At 56.8% G+C, this 22,939-nt stretch carries 7 protein-coding genes; all 7 read left to right on the top strand.

Going from position 1 to position 22,939, the window contains the following annotated elements:
• Positions 1 to 3 precede the first annotated feature (3 nt).
• The 7 genes from AC0V6O_RS03790 to AC0V6O_RS03760 all read left to right on the top strand — a co-directional run bounded on the left by AC0V6O_RS03790 (position 4) and on the right by AC0V6O_RS03760 (position 22,732).
• Entirely contained in the window at positions 4 to 2,859 is a 2,856-nt protein-coding gene (locus AC0V6O_RS03790; protein WP_486141667.1) for a two-partner secretion domain-containing protein, read from the top strand.
• Entirely contained in the window at positions 2,831 to 12,289 is a 9,459-nt protein-coding gene (locus AC0V6O_RS03785; protein WP_486141665.1) for a beta strand repeat-containing protein, read from the top strand. Before AC0V6O_RS03790 ends, AC0V6O_RS03785 begins: the two co-directional genes overlap by 29 nt.
• Positions 12,261 to 17,939, top strand: coding sequence for a hemagglutinin repeat-containing protein (locus tag AC0V6O_RS03780; RefSeq protein WP_486141663.1), 5,679 nt, complete (start codon positions 12,261 to 12,263; stop codon positions 17,937 to 17,939). Before AC0V6O_RS03785 ends, AC0V6O_RS03780 begins: the two co-directional genes overlap by 29 nt.
• Before the next feature lies 1 nt (position 17,940).
• Positions 17,941 to 18,300 carry an immunity 8 family protein gene (locus tag AC0V6O_RS03775; protein WP_486141661.1) on the top strand — a complete coding sequence of 120 codons (360 nt, stop codon included), beginning with the start codon at positions 17,941 to 17,943 and terminating at the stop codon, positions 18,298 to 18,300.
• A 392-nt stretch (positions 18,301 to 18,692) separates the two neighbouring features.
• Complete coding sequence (locus AC0V6O_RS03770; RefSeq protein WP_486141659.1) at positions 18,693 to 21,500, top strand: EndoU domain-containing protein; 2,808 nt, start codon at positions 18,693 to 18,695, stop codon at positions 21,498 to 21,500.
• A gap of 9 nt (positions 21,501 to 21,509) precedes the next feature.
• Positions 21,510 to 21,893, top strand: coding sequence for a hypothetical protein (locus tag AC0V6O_RS03765; protein WP_486141657.1), 384 nt, complete (start codon positions 21,510 to 21,512; stop codon positions 21,891 to 21,893).
• 278 nt (positions 21,894 to 22,171) lie between these two features.
• On the top strand, positions 22,172 to 22,732 hold the full coding sequence (locus tag AC0V6O_RS03760) for a hypothetical protein (RefSeq protein ID WP_486141655.1): 561 nt from the start codon (positions 22,172 to 22,174) through the stop codon (positions 22,730 to 22,732).
• Positions 22,733 to 22,939: the final 207 nt, after the last annotated feature.

The raw sequence follows: 22,939 nt of genomic DNA, 5'->3' as shown, positions 1-22,939 counted from the left end.
CCAATGAAGTTTCTCAAAACATCAACTGCCATGGGCCTCGTACTTGGACTGGGCGCCAGCCTCAGTGCGCAGTCGACGCCTCCGGTTGCTACTCCGCCAGTGGCACCGGCCGATGATTCTACTACGCTGGATGTCACGCCGACCGGCACACCAATTGTCAACATCGCGCCCCCAGATGGCGACGGCACCTCTTACAACCGGTTTGATCGTTTCAACGTCAACCGCGAAGGGCTGATCCTCAATAATAGCAAGCAGATTGGCGATACTGTTCTGGGTGGCCAGTTGCTGGCAAACCCAAATCTGCGCGGCAGCGATAATGCCTCACTAATCCTGAGCGAGGTTGTCAGCTCCAATCGCTCTGACCTGTTCGGGCCGATCGAAATTTTTGGACCGACCGCCGCATTTGTTTTGGCAAATGAAGCAGGCATCACGTGCAATGGCTGTGGCTTTATCAACATCAATCGTGTCTCTCTATCTACGGGTCGAATTACCTTTGATGAGAACGGATCGTTTACGGGATTTGTGACGTCTCGCGGCGACGTGCTTATCGAAGGGGACGGTTTGCTGGCTGGAAATATTGACTTTTTCGATATTGTTACCGCGTCAAGTAGCCTCAACGCCGATTTGTTTGCTCAAGATCTCGTGATCGCGGCAGGGAATGGCCAATTTGACTACGATGCTCGCACCGCATCTGGCAACGGCACTGGCCAGCCCCGAGTAGTGATCGATTCCAGCCTGCTTGGCGGTATGTTTGCCAACCGTATCCGTTTGATCGGTACCGGCGATGGCATGGGTATCAATCTTCGCGGAACGCTGACTGCGCTTGACGGCCCGCTTGAGATCACCGCTGACGGCACGATCGCTGTACGCAATGCGGTTAGTGCTGGTGACGTGGAACTAAGGTCGACAGACGGCAACATCACTATTGACGAGCGCCTCTATGGCGCTGGTAATCTAACGCTGAATGCCGGGGACAATATTGCCCAGCGCGGCGGTTTTGTCGGTGCTGGTGGCAACATTGCGCTTGTTTCTGGCGGCAATACTGATCTGGCAGCTCAAGGGCTTTACGCAGGCCTCAACCCATCGGGTCAGCTCGATGGAACAAGCGCGCTGAACATCTCCGCTGGCGGGGCGCTTACGGTCAATGCGACTCGGATTCTCGCAACGGGTGCCGCCGTAGTCGACGCAGGCGCAATTGATTTTAGTCAGAATGCCATATTGTCTGCCAACACGTTGGCGCTGAGCGCGGATGGCGACTTGGCGATCAGTGGCCAGTTGCAATCGCAGAGTGATCTGACGCTGACAGGCAATCAAATCACCCTTGCGGGCGCAGTCACCGGCAATGGCAATCTCGCGATTTCCGGCGATGCCATCGCCCTTACCGGCGATGCGATCGGACTCGAATCTATCTCGCTTAGCGCAGGCACATCTCTTGATATTGCTGATGGCGCGTCGGCTCAGACAAACGGCGTTCTGAATGGCAGCGCGGATAGTATTGCCAATGAGGGCACTCTGCTCGGTGTTGGAGGGGTAGCCCTTACGACCACAGGTCAGCTGAGCAATGCCGGTGCTGTGCTTTCGGGTAGCGATATTGTGCTTGATGCGGCAGCGGCGCTGTCTTCTGACGGTGTTATCAGCGCAAATGGCGCGATTGCGCTCGAAACCGATGGCACAGCCAACCTTGGCGGTGCTGTTGCAGCCGTTGGCAATGTCGATCTTATGGCCGCTGATGTGGCTCTTTCAGGTCAGATTTCGACCAGTGGCGATTTGTCGATGCAGAGCGCCACCGGCATTGTTAGTCATGCTGGCTCGGTGCAAGTGGCCGATGGCAATGTCGATCTCGCGGCCACAAATATTGCACTTGCAGGTGTCACCTCGGTTGGCGGCGAGGCGACGCTAACCGCGAGCGAGAACCTCTCGGTGGCAGGCGAATTGCAGGCCAACGGCACAATTGGCCTAGGTGGCACGCAAACCGACATTGCAGGCTTTATCGCCACGAATGATGCGCTCATGATTACAGCGCAGGACTTCGTGGATATTTCGGGCACGCTGAGCGGCCGCAATGTTGAAATCGGCGCGGACAGCATCGCCAACAGCGGGGGTGTTTTCGCAGTTGAAAACCTCGCGCTGAACGCATCGGCACTCGCACTTGCTGAAAGCAGCGAGCTGCAAAGCGGCGGGGCGCTGTCCATTGCTACCAATAACGACCTGACACTTTCGGGCAATATCCTCTCGGTCGGGGATGCAACCCTCCAGACAGCTGGCAATCTTGTTCAGAACGCGACGATCGCGTTTGGTGCTTCAGGATCGCTGACTGCAGCCGGCACGCTATCCAACTATGGAACAATTTCGGCCAACGGCGCAGTTACGCTTGCCGCCGATCAAGTGACCGTAGGCGGCACTGTACAGAGCAATGACGGGATTGATTTCGCCGCCAGCGCGCTGCTTGTAAATGGCACCGTGAGTGCGCTCGGCCCACTCACCGGCAATGACCTTGATCGATTGTCAATCAGTGAAAATGCCGCGCTTTTGTCTGCCCAGGCGATCACGCTTGATCTCGATCAGTTCGACAATGCTGGTCTTCTTTTTGCCGGAGAGGCGCTGTCACTGGCGATCAATGGTGATTTTCAGAACCTCGGTCAGATTGCCTCGGACGGGGCTCTCGATCTGACGGTCCTGGGCGCGTTTGGTGATAACGGCGCGGTGCAGGCTGGCGGTACTTTGTCCCTGCAAGCTGAAATGGCATCTCTCGCAGGCGATTTGATTGCGGACGACGCACTGACGATCACTGTAGATACAGGGTTGGACAATACCGGCAGCATTTTGGCGGGTGGACGAGATCGTAATCGCAGCCACTGATTTGACAAACAGCGGCGTGATTGCCTCGAATGACAGTCTTTCGCTGGTTGCCGGCAATAGCGCAGTGTTGGACGGCATCGTCACTGCCCTTGGCGCTGTGTCGGTGGACACAGAGAATACCGAGCTTCCCGGTTTGCTCGCCACCAACAGCACGCTCGATATCAGCGCCGACACCCTCACTGTTAGCGGCGATCTTAATGCTAGCCGATCGATCTCGCTCAATACCGTTTCAGCGATCACTATTGATGGCACTGTTGAAAGTGCTGGCTCGATTGTGGTCGATACGGCGTTGCTAGGCACCGGTGGAGACAGCCGCCTTATTGCCAGTGGCGACATCGCGGTATCAGCCAATGGCACGGTCAATCTGGACGGCCTTTTCAGTGCCAATACGCTGAGCCTTACTGCTGGTGAACTCAATAGCGCAGCGATCCTTCAAAGCATTGAAGATCTCACTATCACGGCCACTAGCGGTGTGCGGAACTCCGGCAGTGTCATCGGCGGCACTGGCATTTCCATTAGCGCCGATACGCTGGAATTTGCGGCATCGAGTGATGTGCAAAGCGGCAGCGTATTCGCGCTAAGCACAACTGGTTCCGCAAGCCTCTCCGGTTCGCTTGTGTCCGTCGATGTTGCCACTTTGGACGTCGGCAACGATTTGCTGACCGATGCCACGATTACGCTGGGCGCAGCGGGCTCTATTTCCGTGGAGGGTCTACTAGTTCAAGATGGTCAGATCCTGGCCGATGGTGCCGTCCTGCTTACCGCCAATGCCCTAACTGGCGCAGGCGCGATCACTAGCAATGCTGACCTTCTGGCCGATGTGGCTGCTGGCGGTATCGACTACTCCGGCTCTCTAGCTGCGCAAGGCGACATTACACTTGTGTCGGCAAGTAACCTAACCCTTGCTGGATCAGTTGAAAGCAACGCTCAACTTGCCCTGTTGGCGGACACTATCGGCATAAGCGGCGATGTGCTGGGCGTAGCGGGCGTTAGTGCCTCAGATGGATCTGCCCTGGCTATCGGCAGCAATGCGGGCATCACCAGCGGGTCGAGCCTGTCACTGGACCTCAGCTCTCTCGTCAATGACGGGACAATCTTTACCGCAGGTGACGCGGTGATCAGCGCCGCCAGCGATTTTGTCAGCAATGGCGCGATTGCCAGTTCGGGCAGTCTGACCCTGACATCTGGCGGAGACTTTACCAGCCCTGGCATCCTGCAAAGCGACGGAAATCTTAGCGTCGCTGCGGCGCAAACGCTCTCGCTTGCAGGGCAGTATTCGGTTGGCGGCGATCTTGCGCTTGATGCAGCCGCAATCAGCCTGGCAGGGCTCGTTCAGAGTGCTGGCGCGCTGGACGTAGCAGCGCTCGATACGATTACGATCACAGGCACTGCTCAGCTGAGCAGCGACGGCGATGTGTCCTTGCTGAGCTCGGGCACACTCAGCAATGCAGGTGTCGTATCAAGCCAACAGCGTATCAGTCTGGAAAGTGGCGGTGCTTTAACCAGTACAGGTACGGTCCAGAGCGGCGGCTCACAGCACTGGCGCGGCGGCTCAGTCCTGATCGATGGGACAAGCGTCAGCCTCTCGGGCCTCACCGTCACCGCGCTCAATGAGGTTGTGATTGATGGCAGCGTTTCGGTGGTCGATGCGGTTGATGTCTCCACAGGAGCGATTGCTCTTGGTGCGACTGCGCAATTGGTCACGAATGCGGCGCTGACAGCAGACAGCGCGGCGTCTTTCGACAATCTCGGTACCATTTATGCCGATGGGGCAATTGCGCTTTCGGCTATCAATTTGAGCAATGCTGGCGAACTCGTTTCTGCCGGCGCAATCAGCATTACGACGACCGAAGATATCTCAGTTTCCGGCACTATCGAGGCGGCGCAAGCATTTGATGGTACGGCCAGAAACCTGGCCGTGACAGGCAGCGTTTTGGGACTGGGCGGTGTGTCGCTGGCCGTCACGGATCTCAGCACTGACGCGTCAGGCGAATTGCTGAGCGGCGGTGCCACCACGATTGATGCAGCAGGTTCAGTTGCGCTCGGCTCGCGTGTGATATCGGTGGGTGAACTGACCCTCAACGCTATCGGCGATGCAGCGGTCAGCGGTGCCCTGAGGGCAGGTGATACTTTGTCAGTAGACGCTGGCGGGCTGATTGACGTCACCGGCAATATCGAAGCCACGGGCGACCTTGCGCTCACGGCTGGTGAGATCGCGATTGCGGCAGATGTTGTCTCCAATGGCGCGGCGCGGCTCAGCGCAATTGCGGGCGACATTGACCTTTCAGCCAATCTCTTTGCGGTTGGCAACGTAGATGCGGCGGCGGCGAACAGTCTGCTGCTTTCTGGTACGCTCCAGTCTGACAACGCGATTGGCATCACAGCCGAAAGCGCATCACTTGATGGGCGTGTGGCTGCGCTTGACACGATTGCAGTATCGGTTGCTGGTGGCCTTGCAGGCGGCGTAGCGGGAGAAGTCCTGAGCAATGCAAACATCACCATTGATGCGGGTGCCATTGATCTGGCTGGCCTTATTCAAACCAACGCTGCGATCGCTCTCACAAGCTCGGACGACAGTAGCCTCAGCGGGAGGGTTCTCGCGGGCGAAAACCTGACCATCACCGGCCGGAATCTGTCGCTCTCGGGCGGTATTCAGTCGGACTTAACTCTGACCGTTGAAGCGCAGCAAGACCTCACGATCGCGGGCTCAGGCGAGCTGCTCTCGGGCGGCGCGCAAACACTGCACGCCATGGGCGACATCGCCATTGATGGTCTGGCTGGCAGCAACGGTGCCTTGCTAATCAGTAGTGACAACCTGCTGTCTATTGGCGGAAGTGTCGAGGGCGCTGGCAGCACGGAATTGAACGCCGCGCAGATCGGCATTGCTGGTTCGGTTGCGGCCAATGGCTTGCTAAACGTGACTACACCCGGCGCGCTCGATGTAACCGGGCGTCTGACCGGTCTTTCAGAAGGTGTCATCTCGGCGGGGTCCGTCACCATTGAGACGCTGGCGGGCGCAGATCCGGCCACATTGGCCACGACTGGCGACCTCACAGTCACTTCTGCATCTGACATAACCAATACGGGCGTTATCAGCAGCGACAACGCCCTCAATTTGAGCTTTGTTGGCGCGCTCAATAACACTGGCACTCTCGCATCAGGTGACGATTTTGCCATCAGCACAGCAGGTGACCTGGCTCTCACAGGCAACCTCTTTTCGGGCGGCGCGATCAATCTCGATGCGCGCGACATTTCTGTTGCTGGAATTCTGGTCGGCCAGACCGGCTTCGATGCAACCGGACGGGCGATCACGATCACCGATAGCGGCAGCGTACAAAGCGGTGTTGCGCTCACCCTGACGGCGAGCGACATCTTGCAGATCGATGGCGATGTGCTCGCATTGGGCGACACAACGCTGTCCGGCATTGGCGGGATTAACCTAGTGGGCACCGGCTCGATCGTGAGCCGCGATGCTCTCGATTTGTCGAGCGATGGCGCGATTGTTGCGACGGCGGATACTGGATTGGAGGCGCTCAGCGCCATCACGATTGCTGCGGCATCTGGCAATTTGGCTGGCGAGACACTGTCGGGCGGAACGATTAATTTTACACTGACTGATGATCTCTCGCTGGCAGGTGTGGTTTCTGCCGCTGGTAATATCGATGCACAGTTCCGCGATTTTACCCAGTCAGGCCAGTTGATTTCTGGTGGCTCGGCGAGCCTTACGGGTCGCAATGTGCAGGCTGACGGGCTGATTTTTTCAGACCTGACGCAAATGTTTGATTTGGCGGGCGACTTCACCCTCGGCTCTGCGTCAACGCTGAGCGCGAATGGCGCGATCACTGTATCCGCGGCCAACCAGAATGTGCTCGGCCGGATTGAAAGCAATGCAGATGTCACGCTTGATGCGGACACTGAACTCGCCGTTGATGGCAATGTGTTAGCGGCTGGCGGATTGAGCGCAGTTGCTGGTGACACTCTCGATATTAGCGGCGACCTCACAGCCTTGCAGGCGATTACCCTTACTGGCGGAGCGACGACTGTTTCCGGCGGTATCCGCACCGCAGATGCGTTGTCGCTGACCGCCGATAATCTCAACCTCACTGGCCTGCTGTCATCGCAAGACGCGCTGCTCCTCAACGTCAATGCGCTTGATGCTGCGGACACCAGCGAAATGCTGTCAGCTACCTCCATCACGCTGGACAGCGCAGGTGCTGCTTCCCTTGGTGGGTTGATCGCATCAACCGGTGCGATTTCGGTCGCGGCGCACGGCAATCTAGATCTCGACGGAACCATTGAGACCAACGCCGCGCTGTCCCTTGCCGGGACTGATATCACGCAATCCGCTCTGAGTATCCTGTTTGCGGGCGGCACAACCCGGATAGATGGCAATGGTGGCGTTGATCTCGCTGGCATTATTTCATCCGCTGGAGCGGTGGACATAATTGGGCTGGGAGTATCGCTTAGCGGCAGCGTGCTCAGCGACAATACGATTGTGATTGACAGCGGCGCAGCGCTCACCATCGGCGGAACAGTTGCGACCAATCGTTCGATCACTTTGCGCCGTGCCGGTGACTTTGTCCAAACGGCAGGTGGGCTTGTCAGCGCAGGTGAAACTCTAGGCCTTAACCCTGGCGGCAATCTCACCATTGGCGGCGTGCTGGAGGCGAATGGCGCGCTTGATCTGGCTGGTGCAAACGGTCTTATCACCGGCACCGTCCGAAGCGCGAATGATGTTACGATCAATGTCGGCGGCCTCGCACTTGATGGTGCAGTTTCGGGCCGTACGGTCGAGATGGATGCAGCGACGGGCACCGTTGCTCTCGGTGCTACCGGGTCGATCAACAGCGCGCTCGATACAAAGCTATCGGCGCGTGATGACATTACGCTAAATGGCTTGATCCTGGCTGGTAACGATGCTGGTGTCGGCATCGGTCTGACCGCCAGCAATGGCTCAATCACCCTCGGCACACCGGCCCGAGTTGCGACCACGGGCACCCTCTCGGCGGATGCAGCAATCGACTTCATCAATCTCGGCAATGGCGTTAATGGCTCAGGCAACGCCTTGGGCATCGAGGCACTTGGCGATGTCGCCATCACAACCGCGAGCGGCGGGATCACCAGTGGTCAGATCCTGACCGATGGACGCGTTGACCTGAATGCAGCTGGCTCGGTCTCAATCACCGGCGAAGTGAACGCCAGCGGTTCAGTCGCGGCAAATGCGAACAGCGGGCTCGTTCAGATTGATACGATCGGCGCCCTGCGCAGCGAGTTCTCGGCTGTCACCGTCAGCGCGGCTGGCGATCTGACCAATGCAGGCACGATTGCAGCGACGAACACTATTTCGCTCACCAGCGGCCAGTCGCTGAGCAATATCGGGACCATCTTTGCAGCGGGGGGACAGCTCGGCCTCTCAGGCACGCAACTGGACCTGAATGGCGCAGTGTACGCGCAAGGCGCGACCGGTCTGAACCTTGAGAGTGACGTGATCATTATCGGCGGCCAAGTCGTTAGCGATAGCTCTATTGCGCTCAACCGTGCGGGAACCAGTCTTGCCATCAGCAACGGTGGGTTGTTGCAGTCCGATGGGGCGCTCGATCTCGATATCCAGAGCTTGGACATAGCGGGAACTCTGCGCGCGATTGGCAATGCCGATATCAATGTAGCCACGGGTGTAGTTGCTGCAACTGGTGCAGTCGAAGTCGGCGGCGGCTTAAGCCTGGTCACGACTGGCTCGCTCGATCTTGCGGGCGATGTTGTCGCAGCCAATGCGGTCGATATCACAACCAATAGCTTCAACCAGGCGGGTACACTGGCCTCGATCAATGGCGGTGTGACAATTGCCTCGGCGCTAGGGGGCATGGTCGTGGGGACAATCGAAAGCGACGGTGCGCTGGCGATTTCGGGCGGCTCTTTCACCTTTGACAATAGTAGCGTTCTGAGAACGCTGGGCGCGCTGACGCTCGCTGCCAATACAGGCGCGGTGCAGTCCATCACTGCAAACGGCACAATTCAATCGGTCGGCGATGCGACTATCACCGCGCGCGACGGCGTGACCGTCGGCGGCGCGCTGCAAAGCAATGCTAGCATCGACGTGCAAAGCGCCAATGGCGTGGTGGCTATCTCGGGTAGCGCCTTGGCTGGTACCAATGCTCTTATTGCCGGGCGCGAGATCACAGCGACGGGTGATATTCTTGCCAACGGCGATGTTACTCTCTTGGCCAACAATGGCAATATCACGATTGGCGGCGCAGTAGACGCAGGGTCCGATGGCACAGGTGCGCTTTCTGTTTCGGCAGCCGATAGCGCGATCACGGTTGCGAACAGCGGCAGTCTTTATGCTGCTGACAATGCGGTTCTCGCGGCCCAAAATGTCACCATCGCGGGCGATCTGACGAGCCGGGCTACAGTCGGTATCAACGCTAGCAGCGGCTCGATCGATATTAGCGGCAATGTCGTTGGTTTGACAGCGGTTGATCTGTCCACGAGCACCGCTGCGGGTCAAGCCATCGTGGTTGCTGGCCGTGTCGATGGCGGAGATATCAGCGCGTCATCCAACAGCCTGAATGTCGATGGCGGTGTATTACGCGCGCTCGGCGATATCACGCTTAGCGCAGCCACAAATGCAGCTATCAATGGCGCCGTCATTGCCGATGGTGGCATCGCCTTTAATAACGGTCTCGCAGCGAACGCAGACCTGACCCTGGGCAGTGCTGGGTCGCTGCAAGCCCTCGGCGGTGACGTAACGCTCAATCGCGTTTCCAACCTGTCGGTCGATGGCTTGATTTCCGCAAGTGATGCGGTGACCGCGGATTATGCGAGCTCCCTGATTGTCGGCGCTACCGGAAGGATCGAAGCGATCAGCGCCGCACCTGGCGAGGGCAATGTCACGCTCAATTTCACAGGCGCTGCGGGTAATACCGGCCTCACGACCACCATCAATGGTGAAGTCGTGGCCAGCAACAATATCGACCTTTTGGGCGGCGCGACTACGGTCGGCGGGCTGATTTTTGCTGAGGGCGATCTGACGATTGCTAGCCAGTCTTATCAACTGGGTACGATCGATTTCAGCAATGCGGGCTCGTTCGGTGTGCCTGTTGCTAACGTGACCGGAACACCTATCAGTCTGACGATTGAAGATACCGGCTTCGTGGCAGCTGGCGGGGACGTATCCGTCAATGTGCTAGGCGGATTTATTGTCGAAAGCTCGGCGGGTAATCGCGGGTATCTATACGCTGGCGGGAATGCCAGCATTACGGCGTTCAATCAGTATGTTGCGGGCGATGTGTTCGCGGCGGGCACACTGACCATTAACAATGGCGCCCAGTTCACCACGCCAGATGCGGACCTCCCCGCCTTTGCGGTGTCCGGCAGCGTCCAGGCAGGCGGCGCGATTGCCATAACGGGCGCTAGCAGCAATAGCACTGCTTTGATCAGCGAAACCGGTCTGCTTGTTTCCGACACCAGCATCGCTATCGCCGCGACAGATATCACTGCGCAAGGCACTGTCGCAGCGGGAGACCTTATTGCTCTTGATGCAAGCCGTGATCTCACTGTCGGCGGGCTGATCCAATCCGGTCGGCGCGTTGCGGCCAATGCTGGAAACTCCATCACAATCTTGAACAGCGGACAGATTGAGACGCTGGGCAATGCTCAGGTGATTTCGCTGGGCCGTAATCAGGGTGCGACGGCCAATATCGACCTGCAAACCACTGGCTCACTGAGCAATGACGGCACCATCTTCTCAACCGGGTCGGTTGTCCTGAGAAGTGCAAACTCCACCATAACAAACCGGGCCAGCGGAAGCATCACTGCCGCCGGTACTGTTATCACGCAGGCTGACCAGTTCGGCTTTGTGAATGATGGCAATGTATCTGCGGGATCGCTGGGCATTTTCCAGGCCGTAGACCTCAATAATACTGGCGCATTTGTGGCCAATGGCAGCTTGCTGATCGATGCGCCTAACATCACCAATAGCGGCCTTATCGGAGCAGGTTTTGATCTGACGCTGAACACAACCGGCGATGTGATCAATACAGGCACTTTGTTTGCCGGTGACAACCTCTCGGTGGATGCTCGCGGGCTCATCCACAATGACGAAGGCCTGATCCTGTCAGCTTTCGGGAATATCACGCTGAGCGCGACAGAGCTGTTGAATGACAGCGCCCGCATAGAGGCGTTGGCTGGCGACGTTACGATTAACAGCGGTAATGTCACTAATCGGATTAAAAATCTGGTGATCACACCTGATGGCTCTGGCAATGACTCAGTTACTCAAAGCTCTGGAGCCTCGCAAATCGTCGCGGCGCGTGACGTAACAATCAATGGCGGCGCAACTGGAACGATCACGAATAGCAATAGCTCAATTCTCGCTGGACGGAACATTGCGATTACCACCGGCACGCTGAACAATGTAGCCAGCACGCTTACGCAAACGGTGTTGCGCGATATCGTTGAGGACGTCGAGGTCGCGTACGTCGAAGACGCATTCATATCATGCGCCGACATCGCACAAATACCAGGTTATGTTCCGGGCTCCTGTTCTAATGCGCCGCTACCGGCTTTACTAACGCGCTATCGCGTCATTGAGCGACAAGTAACCGGCCAAGAAACTGTAATCGAAGAGGTTCCACTACCTACCATCATTCAGGCGGGTGGTACAGTCACCATCACGGCCAATGAACTGGGCAATGGCACAGTTGTTCAAGGCACAACGGTTGCTGGCGGAGGCGATACCTCGCCTGATACGTCCGTACCTGCTGCGAGCGCGCAGGGGAGCCGCCCTGACTTTACTGGCCAGACTACCCCGCTTGTGAGCGGTGAGGCAGCGGGAATTGCTGGCAATGGTGCAGGTGCGGTGACAATGCTTGGCAACATGACACCGACAATTGGCGGCGCGCTGGGTGGCGGGGCAGTTGGATCAACCGAAAACAATGGCCAGGGTGCTCAGGCGTTCACAAGTGGCACCAACGCTGTTGCTGCTGGCAGGAGCGCGACTGGCAACACCGTGGCGGACGCTGCCTTGGTCAATATCGCCAATGTCAGCGGCATCGGGAATGTGGGTCCGGGTGCGGTATCGCTCGCGACCAGCGGCGCAAATCAGAGCCCGCTAGGTGTGACAACTACCGCTCGCGAGGGCATTGGTGACCGATCTGCCGCTGGCGGTCTTGCCGGACAGGCTGACGTTTCGGGCACGTCAATGGCGCTTATTGCCAATGATGCTCTGGGCGCTACCGCAGGAGTTAGCGGTACAATTCAGGGCGCAGCAGAAAGCAACAATCCGGCTGCGGTGTCGATTACAGCTGCCGCCCCTCAGGCAGGTGCCGCGGATATTTTGTCAGCGGATATGGCGGACCTGCCTCAAACCGGGGTAATGACTCTCCGGTCAGATCGACGCTGGCATGCTTGCTGGCGGCCAATCGGCGTCTGAAGCGATGGTGCTCGACGGATTTGGCGGCATTGCAATCAATTCCATTCTTGGCGTCGATGGATTGGCAGGCGAGTTTCTTCTCGGCTTCCTGGGGCAGTTCGATCTTGTGAACGACAATGGCGGCTTCGGCTTCGCCAATGGGAACGGCCTGTTCACTTTCAATGACGCGCCGGACGCGGATGTGCTGTTCACCACTAACCCGGGCTTTGGCGATCTTGCAGGCCTCTTCGACAGCGATTTCTTCTTCGACCAGCTGAACATTGACCGCGAAACTAATTTCCTAAGGCTTGGTGATGGCTTCTTTGAAACGCAGTTGATCAGTCAACAAGTACAGGAAGCAACCAATCAGGCGCAGCTTCCACAATATGGCAGCGCTATGGAACAGGCTGAGGCGCTAATGCAGTCCGCTGTAGATCAGCAAGCCGCGCTTGGCCTTGAACTGGGGATTGCACTTACCAACGATCAACTTGAGAACCTGACATCCAGCTTGGTCTGGTGGATCAATGTTGACCTTGACGGCCGCGATGTTCTGGTGCCTGTGTTGTATCTCGCTGCCAGCGATCAGAAAACACTTGAAAACGGCCATCTCATTGCCGGCACCAATGTGGTTGCCAATATTGCTGGCGACATTCGCAACACCGGTCAAATTTCGGCGCGTAATGTCGTCAGCCTCACAGCAGGCAATGACATCGTAAATTCAGAAGGCGGCCTCATTCGCGGGGGCACCGTCATCGCCAGCGCTGCTCGCGATATTATCAATAACGGTGCGTCATCTATCGCAGGCGGGGACATTCTGCTGTCCGCTGGCCGCGACATTTCGGTCGTGCCGGTTACCGAGACGACCAGCGACAGTTCTTACACACGCCTGAGTAAGCGCCGTTTTGAAAGCAGCTCTAGCAGCCAAACCACTGTCACCGGCGGCTCAATCGTCGCAGAAAACAATCTGCTGCTGAATGCGCAGCGCGACATCAATGTGGTTTCCGCAACCATCGGTGCTGGCGGTGACGCTGTGCTTCAGGCGGGCCGCAATGTCGATATTACCGGCACGAACGAAAGCAGCAGCTTAAGCGAGGAATGGAACAAGGACCGCAAGAAGCTCTTCGGCAAGCGGCGCAACAATGGTGAGATCACCACGGAAACGACGCAATTCGTCGGCTCAACTGTGGCCGTTGGCGGAGATCTCTCGATCTCGGCTGGTGATCAGCTGAGCGTAACCGGCTCGCAAATTGCGGCCATTGGCGATCTGTCGATTGATGCAGGCGGCGGCGTGACGCTGGAGGCCGCTCAATCAACCAGCAGTAGCGACTTGCGCACACATATCCGCAAGACAAAAACACGCTCCAGCGAAACCACCGTCACCAATCAGCTCGCCGAATTGAGCGCTGGCGGCAATCTGGTCGTCACTACACCTGGCGACGTCGATATCGTCGGTGCAAATCTGGCGGCTGGGGGCGTTGCGGCCATTGGTGCCAATAATGTGAACATTACCGGCGTCATTGATGTGGCCACGCAGGACAGCACCGTTCGCAAGAAAAAGTCCGGTTTCCTCTCGTCGAAGAAGACTACGACGACCACCAACATCATCGACGAAACGGCCATCGCGTCTACCCTTGAAGGCAATCAAGTTGTCGTCAACGCGGGCGGTGATATCAACGTGCGCGGTAGCAACATCGTTGCGACCAATGATGTCGATCTGTCCGCTCTTGGCGCCATCGATATCGGAACGCTGGCGACGGTGGATATTACCAATCAGAGCGTCAAGGTGAAGAAATCCGGCCTGTCAATCAGCGGCAGCGGGCTGTTCCTCGGTGTATCGAAAAATCGCAATACGTCCGAAAACACTGCCACAACCAACCTCGGCTCGCTGATCGGTTCAGCCGCTGGCGATGTTACGATCAACGCGGGTGAAGCGCTATCGATCGCCGGCAGTCAGGTTGCGGCACCGGGATCAGTCGCGCTGATTGGTGAAAGCGTCGGCATCACCAACGTTACCGACGTCTCCATCGGCCGGACAGAGAGCAAGTCTTCCTCTTTTGGGGTGACAGCTTCTGCCAACATTCCGGTTCTCACCGGCGTCCAAGCGATTGTTGACACTGCACAAGCTATCGCAACAAGCGAAAGCGACCGAACCAAGGCCGTCGCCGGTCTTGCTGGCGGATTGGCAGCGGCGAACACCGTTGATGCCGCCAAAGATGTGCTCGCTGGTGGAAAAATTGCTCCGAGCGTGTCCGTCTCAGTTGGCTTCTCGAAGTCGAATAGCGAAACGAACACTGTTGATGAAACCGTTATCGGCTCGCAGGTTAGCGGCGGGGATGTTGCGATCATCGCGACTGGCGAAGGCGCAAATGGCACGATCGATATCACCGGTTCTTCAGTCGAGGCCGGCCGCGATCTCAGCCTCGTTGCGCAAGGTCCAATTACGATCGAAGCCGCGCAAGAAATAGACACGCTGCAATCAAGCAACTCCAGCAGCGGCGTCAGCGTCGGCGTAACCTTCGGCCCGCAAGGGATCACACCCAATGCCTCGCTGAATCTTGGCAAGGGCAACAGCTCTGGCAGTGATGTCACTAATATTGAGAGCATTGTCGGCGCTGGCGAGACAGTCACTATCGCGACGCCAGATGCGCTGGAGATCATCGGTTCCCAAGTAAGCGGCAAACGTGTGGAGATTGATGCGGGCTCGCTCGCCATTGAAAGCTTGCAAGACAGCTCTGATTTCCGTGCGCGGCAGAGTAATATCAGCGTTACTGTCTCCGCCGACTTTGGCAACACTGGCTCGGCAGAGGGCGGTAGTGGCCGGCAATCCCAAGGCATTGGCGGTTCTGTTTCGGTTGGCCGGACACGGGAAGATGGTTCCTTTGCTTCTGTCGCTGAGCAGGCCGGGATTACCGCCGGAGCAAGCGGCTTTGACATCACTGTTGCGGGCAACACCAATCTGGTGGGCGGCGTCATCGCCTCCACTGCGGATCCGGCTGATAATCAGCTGACAACGGGTACTCTGACCGCCAGCGATATTGAGAACAGCGAGAGCTATGATGCCTCCTCGCTCAACCTGTCTGGCTCTCTCGCTGGCCTTGGCGGCGGCGATAACAGCCGGGGTTCTGCTGGCCGGAATGACAATCAAGAAGCCGATGCGAGCCGTTCCGGCGGCAGTACGGGCGGGATTGCTCTGGGTAATGGCGGCACTCTGTCTGCGGGCGCACCGTCCGTGCTGGGGGCCTCGGGCGATCAGTCCGGCACCACGCTCAGCGCGATTGCAGCGGGCGGGATTACCATCACCAGCGGCGATGAAGACAGCGCAGCGCTCACCCAGACGATCAACCGCGATACCGACGCCGCAAATGACGGCGCATTGGTGCAGGCGTTTGACGCTGCACGGCGCGAGGAGATCGCGCAGGGCTTTGCCGTAACGCGCGAGCTGATCGAGCAGACCAGCACCTTCTTTGCCAATCGTGCGAGTGATGAGGCGGACCTGCGCGCCGAAGCGGACGCTGCAGAAGCGGCGGGCGACACCGATCGGGCCAACAAGCTGCGCAGCGATGCAGATGCGATCAAAGACACGTTCGGTGCAGGCTCCCCTGCGCGGATCGCGGCCACCGCCATTAACGGCGCAGCTGGCGGCAATGTCGCTGGCGGTCTGACCGATCTGGCCCGCTCCGCTGCGGTCAATGTGATTCAGTCGCTGGCGGTGAGTGAGGTGAAGGATATCGCCGACAGCCTGCTGACCAGAACGCGCAATGAAGACGGTACAGTCACGGTCTCGGCCAATGAGACGAGCGAGACTGTTCGGACTGTGTTGCAAGGGATTGTCGCATGCGGCGGCGCGCAGGCCAGCGGTCAGGGCGATTGCGGTAGTGCCGCTTTGGGCGCATCGGCCAGCGTGGTCGTCAATGCGCTGATCAACAGCGCGCTGGACGCAGACAGCACGACGTATGATCCAGATACGGTCAAGCTGGATGAGAATGGCCGGATTATCGATGATGCGACGCTGTCGGACCAGCAGGCCCGCGTAGACCTGGTCGCAACCATCATTGGCGGTATCGCCGCCGCCGCCGGCATCGACGCCGCCGCCGCCGTGACCGCTGCGCAGATCGAGACGGAGAATAATGAAGTCAAGTTACCCAACGGCGACATTGTTCGCATTGGTTCGGTGCCAACGAGCTTCAGCCTTTTAACACTTGCAGATGCCAACCCAGCTCTTCGCGCAGCTTTAGAAGCAGCGCGTTTGGATGGTGAAACTGACGAAGAATTGCTTGCCCGTTACAACGCATATGTTGGTGCAGGAGATGACCCTTCGAAGGTTGTGAATTTTGACCCCGCATTGGATAGGTTGGCCAAGGCATTTTCTGCCGCGATTGCGACTGCTGAGAGAGCGGAGCAAATACGGGTTTTCAACGAAGCGCGCGATGCGGTTCAACAAAACATCGATGCAATCATAGCAGCAAGCCCTGACCGTGCAGCTGAGTTCGCGAACCTGTCAAATGAGGAGCTTAACAACTTAGCCCAGATTCAGATAGCCAACCCACTTTTGGCCGAGAAGCTGCTCGATCAGCCATCAGCTGTGCGTGCTCGCGCATATGCAGCACTTAGTGAACCAGACGGTGAAACGGGAATTGTTACGGAATTGGGTATTTCGCTCATAACCAGCATCTATTCCGAAGAAGATATCGTCGACATTTACCTTGCCAATCTTCGCGAAGACGCTGAGCGGGCCGGCGAAGTCCCGCGTACCGGATCAGTGGACGACAATATCGCGAGCTTCAGAGCCGATCAGGATGCCGATTTGGCGACAGATTTGGCGGAAATCCAGAAGCAAGCTGACATCTTGCGTGATCGCGGTGAGACTGACGAAGATATTGCTGACTATGTTAGATTGGCGACTGCGATTGCTCAATTTGAACATACGGTAAATGTTGGCATTGCCGATCAAGTCCAATTTTTTGCAGACCTGACGGCTGATCCGGGTGATGTCGGTTATGATGCTTTGGAAGCTACGATACGTGGTATCGATGAAGGTATCTTGCGCAATGATAAAGCCGTTCTTGACTCGTTGGAGGAGGCTGGGTCGAGTGTAGAAGAATACCTCAACGCCAGCCCGGAAAAGCAGGGAGAAATCGCCGGTAAGATTGCGGGTAATATTACGCTAGTCGGTGTTGAGGTCATCGGTGCAAAAGGTCTGGGACGCATGGTTCCGGATGCCACAAATACCCGGGCAGATGGGCCTGATGTTGATGCTGAGACACCAGACGTCGAAACAAACGACCCGATAACGGCTGAGGGAACAGCTAATGCCGCGACTTCTCCCCAATTGTCCGACCAACTCCGTGAGGAAAACCTCGCAAATATTGCGCGCCAAGATGCACGGTTAGCTAGTGCATTGTCGGGGCAAGGTAATTTTTCGATCGGCACAGGTTCAAGGGCGGATTCAGATCGCCTAGGAAAGATTTTTGTTGGAGATGGCGCTAGACCCCTTAGTGATGGTGGCGGACTAATCAGCGCGGACGGGACTCGGGTATATCGTTATCCCAAGGCAAAACCTAATTCCCCTAGGAGCTTAGCTCCAACTGGTGTTCAAGCGAACTTTCAAACACGAGATCCGAATACAGGTGAGACTTTGTCAAACGGTCACCTCAACATAACTGGAAATTAAATTGCAGAAGCCAAAAATAAAATCACTTTCCGTCAATGCTGCCTTTTCAATTGATGAATTCAATCCGGAAATTCCGGAAAATTTTTGGTGTAGCATTGATCTACTTATTGGCGAAGACGGCGTAGATGGCGGACATATGTATCAATTAACTTTAGGCACCCCGCGCGCGTTTGATCACGCAATACAAAAAGATGGGCCTAAATGGGGGCGCCATCATATGATCGTGCGAGACTATGACCCGGCGGCGATCAGGCACATGATTGAACAGAGGGTTGCGGAATGTGCACGCCCCTCATGGGAAGAAACCTATGAAGCTCTTGCCCGCCATTTTGCTTGGGAGTTTGAAGACTATAAAGCGTAACTTTGAGGGTGAATTGCACTGCAATCATCGTTATTCGACGAAACTCTTCTGCACATTGATGAAGTCGTTCTTGACTCGTTAGAGGAGGCTGGATCGCATGTGGAAGAATACCTCAACGCTAGTCCCGAAGAGCAGGGGAAATTGCTGGCAAGATTGCGGGTAATGTCACGCTAGTCGGTGTTGAAATAGTTGGGGCAACAAATTCCGGGGACAGTATACTGAACTCTCACGAGCTCCGGTGGCGCTACACACGACCCGTCCTGCAAGCCCTTGTAGGAAATCATGTTGCGTTCTGCCTCTGTGGGCGCCGGCGCTATCCATCCGCGCAAACCCGCACAAATGCTGGGCTTGCGGCGGATGACGGCAAAAGCTGAGGTGTCACTTATGTAACCTTGAGTAGGATTGAGCCGATCTCCACCAATCTGGTGGGCGGCGTCATCGCCTCCACTGCGGATCCGGCTGATAATCAGCTGACCACGGGCACTCTGACCGCCAGCGATATTGAGAACAGCGAGAGCTATGATGCCTCCTCGCTCAACCTGTCTGGCTCTCTCGCTGGCCTTGGCGGCGGCGATAACAGCCGGGGTTCTGCTGGCCGGAATGACAATCAAGAAGCCGATGCGAGCCGTTCCGGCGGCAGTACGGGCGGGATTGCTCTGGGTAATGGCGGCACTCTGTCTGCGGGCGCACCGTCCGTGCTGGGGGCCTCGGGCGATCAGTCCGGCACCACGCTCAGCGCGATTGCAGCGGGCGGGATTACCATCACCAGCGGCGATGAAGACAGCGCAGCGCTCACCCAGACGATCAACCGCGATACCGACGCCGCAAATGACGGCGCATTGGTGCAGGCGTTTGACGCTGCACGGCGCGAGGAGATCGCGCAGGGCTTTGCCGTAACGCGCGAGCTGATCGAGCAGACCAGCACCTTCTTTGCCAATCGTGCGAGTGATGAGGCGGACCTGCGCGCCGAAGCGGACGCTGCAGAAGCGGCGGGCGACACCGATCGGGCCAACAAGCTGCGCAGCGATGCAGATGCGATCAAAGACACGTTCGGTGCAGGCTCCCCTGCGCGGATCGCGGCCACCGCCATTAACGGCGCAGCTGGCGGCAATGTCGCTGGCGGTCTGACCGATCTGGCCCGCTCCGCTGCGGTCAATGTGATTCAGTCGCTGGCGGTGAGTGAGGTGAAGGATATCGCCGACAGCCTGCTGACCAGAACGCGCAATGAAGACGGTACAGTCACGGTCTCGGCCAATGAGACGAGCGAGACTGTTCGGACTGTGTTGCAAGGGATTGTCGCATGCGGCGGCGCGCAGGCCAGCGGTCAGGGCGATTGCGGTAGTGCCGCTTTGGGCGCATCGGCCAGCGTGGTCGTCAATGCGCTGATCAACAGCGCGCTGGACGCAGACAGCACGACGTATGATCCAGATACGGTCAAGCTGGATGAGAATGGCCGGATTATCGATGATGCGACGCTGTCGGACCAGCAGGCCCGCGTAGACCTGGTCGCAACCATCATTGGCGGTATCGCCGCCGCCGCCGGCATCGACGCCGCCGCCGCTGTGACCGCTGCGCAGATCGAAACCGAGAATAATGAAGTTCTTGGTATCGTTCTACAGCCTTGTTCGTCACCCGACGGGCCAAATTGCGTGACACAAAGAGAGGCTCTTGATGCGCTCCTAGCGCGTCCAGACGTTCAGGAATTCAAGGAACGGTTTGGCTTCACCACAGCAGACCTTGAAGAATGCTTCCGCGGCAACGCAAACTGCGATGCTAAGATTTCGGAACTTAAAGAGACGCTGATCGAGCGAGAGAAAGAGCTGGGTGCAAGCGAAGAGGACATCGCTCGGATTCAGGAAACGACGCAGATCGGTGAGCTGATTGCCATCGAGCAGAACCTCGTCGGCAGGGAACAAGCCAAAGTTCAAATTGATGCACTGCGCAATAGCGATGATCCTCTGGCTCGCGAATTGGGTGAAAGACTTGCCGATGCGCCAGATGCAGTGCGCGCACGCGCTTTGGCTGATCTCAACACCTCTGATGGCGAGAACAGTGCGCTAACGGATCTTGGCATCTCGGCGCTGGAAAGCGTTCTAAGCGAAGAGCAGATCGTAAGCCTGTATGTCAGCAATCTCTATGAGGATGCGGAGCGTGCAGGAGAATTGCCGCGTACTGGCATCTTCGACGAAACGGTTGCCGCTCTTAAAGAGAGCGTAGATGAACGCTTTGCTGCAGCCAGTGCGAATATCGAGGAAGGCGTTGCTGAGCTTCGCGCCGAGGGTGCATCGCAGGCAGATATCGATGCCTTTGAAAGAGAGAAAACACGCGAGGCTGAGGTCAACCGCCTGCTTGACGAGGCCATTCTCGGCTCGGTGCAATTCTTCGGCGATTTGGGCGCTGATCCGGCTGAAGTCGGCGCGGCGACGGCAGAGGCTCTGATCCGTGGGTTTGATGAAGGTGTTCTTCGCAACGAAACTCCGGTGCGCGAATATCTGGAACGCGCCGGGCAAAGCTACGAGGATTATCTCAACGCCAGCCCCGAAGAACAGGGTCGGATCGAAGCACAGGCGCTGGCAGCGGGCGCTATACTCGGTATCGAAACAATCGGCTCGAAAGGACTGGGACGGCTTGCCCCAGACGCGCCCAATACACGGACCAATGGAGACTCTGACACAGGTGGCGACGCAAACAACCCGCCAAATGGCAGCGCCAATGCGCCGGATACGGATGCGGAAGCGGGCCTTGGTGATGGTGCGCCCGCGCCGCGTCCCGAAAGATTTACGCCGGACCCCAATAATCCGGATATTGATCCATCAACCCAAACACACATTATCGAGGGTAACGTTAATGCGAGTGGTAGCAGTTCGACCGGTGCGCACTACGCGAATTCTAAGAACATCGATATTGATGAAAGTAGCATCGCGCTAGATTCAGGAGGGAGCGGAGTATTTCAAGCAAGAGTAGAAATTTGTTGCGATGCACAGGGGAATTACGTGCAGAAGACCAATAATGGCGGCCGATCAACCTTCTTTCCGCGCGAATGGAATTCACAGAGGGTTTTGGATGAGATTGCTGGCGCTCTTAAAAACCCTATTGTTGGTGTGAAAGACGGCTATGTGACACCAAGTGGCATAAAAGTTACAATCAGAACTGGGCCAGATGGCTCCGTGCGAACAGCATTTCCGAATTGGCCGCAATAGGATTTGACCATGATGAAAATATCAAATTTTCTGGGGGGCGAATGGCTCAAGAACAATGCGAGCAAATCTCACTTATTCGGCCAGGAAGTCGTTGATCCGGCAATATTCTTGTGGAGCGCTTTTAATGACATGAAGCAAGCCGAGCGTGGGCAATGGATTGTTGATCAAATTGATCGTTATCGCGCAGGTGAAAAGATCAATCCGCACAATATGGCTTCGGAAACCTTCGCTTGGAAATTTCGGGGCGAAGATTGCTTCATTCACGACGTTTTTGCACCAGAGAAGCAAGTTGTGATGAGCCTCGACGATTTTCGGAAGGTTCTCACATCGATCAAGGAAGACTACAGTTTCCCTGAGGAAGGAGTTGATATTAAAGCATCCTTCTGCCGTTGAGTGGTCCCACAAGGCCTTGTTTTCAGCATTAGCTCGAGCCTTATCAGATCTAGGCGCTGATCCGTGGGTTTGATGAAGGTGTCCTTCGCAACGAAACTCCGGCGCGCGAATATCTGGAACGCGCCGGGCAAAGCTACGATGATTATCTCAACGCCAGCCCAGAAGAGCAGGGGCGGATCGAAGCACAGGCGCTGGCAGCGGGCGCTATACTCGGTATCGAAACAATCGGCTCGAAAGGACTGGGACGGCTTGCCCCAGACGCGCCGAATGCGGGCCGCGTGGGTGATAATGATGTTAACGCGCCCGAAACTGATCCCAGCAATCCGCCCAGTCGTAGCGCCGATGCGCCTGATACGGATGGAGCTGATAACTCTGTTGCGGACACGACTGTTGACGAAGAAGTCTCTGGCCTATTACCCTCGTCGGGTACAACAGCCTCGGGACGACGGTCGCAGCCCGGCGTTGCTTCGCATGACGGGACCCTGCCACGGATTGGCGAAGGCGAAACATGGCTGCGCGGAACTCAGGCTAATGCAGGCAAAGTCCCAGCGCAGATCGCTGAGCAACTTGCAGGGCGTCAGTTTAGAGACTTTGACCACTTCCGACAGGAGTTCTGGATGGCTGTTGCCAATGATCCAGTATTAAGTAAGCAGTTCGGGTCAGATAGTTTGCGCGAAATTAAAGCCGGTAGAGCTCCGTTTGCTGTATCTTCCCAGCAAGTAGGAGGTCGGATAAAATTTGAACTTGATCACAATCAGCCCCTGTCCGAAGGTGGCAATGTATTCGATTTGAATAATATTGTGATTAGGACACCGTTAAATCACATAAGAGGTAAATGATGACTGACACAAAAAAAGAGCAGTCGAGCTTATAAAGGAATTAAAAAGTCAAGAAGTGTCAGAGGGCAGGCAATCTGATATTGCAGAAGAACTAAACAAGATTATGCCTGACCCCAATTATTGGGATTACATGATTGATTATCATGTTGATCTAAGCCCTGAAGAAATCGTTGAAAGGTCCTTTTCTTATAAGCCGATCATATTAGG

It is taken from the genome of Erythrobacter sp. JB2-19, assembly GCF_057365005.1.
The sequence above is the reverse complement of the archived record's forward strand: the minus strand, read 5'-3'. Positions and strand labels throughout refer to the sequence as shown.

Coding starts and splice junctions, on each gene's coding strand:
- AC0V6O_RS03765 (WP_486141657.1), top strand. CDS start 21,510: ATGATGAAAATATCAAATTTTCTGGGGGGCGAATGGCTCAAGAACAAT.
- AC0V6O_RS03780 (WP_486141663.1), top strand. CDS start 12,261: ATGCTTGCTGGCGGCCAATCGGCGTCTGAAGCGATGGTGCTCGACGGA.
- AC0V6O_RS03790 (WP_486141667.1), top strand. CDS start 4: ATGAAGTTTCTCAAAACATCAACTGCCATGGGCCTCGTACTTGGACTG.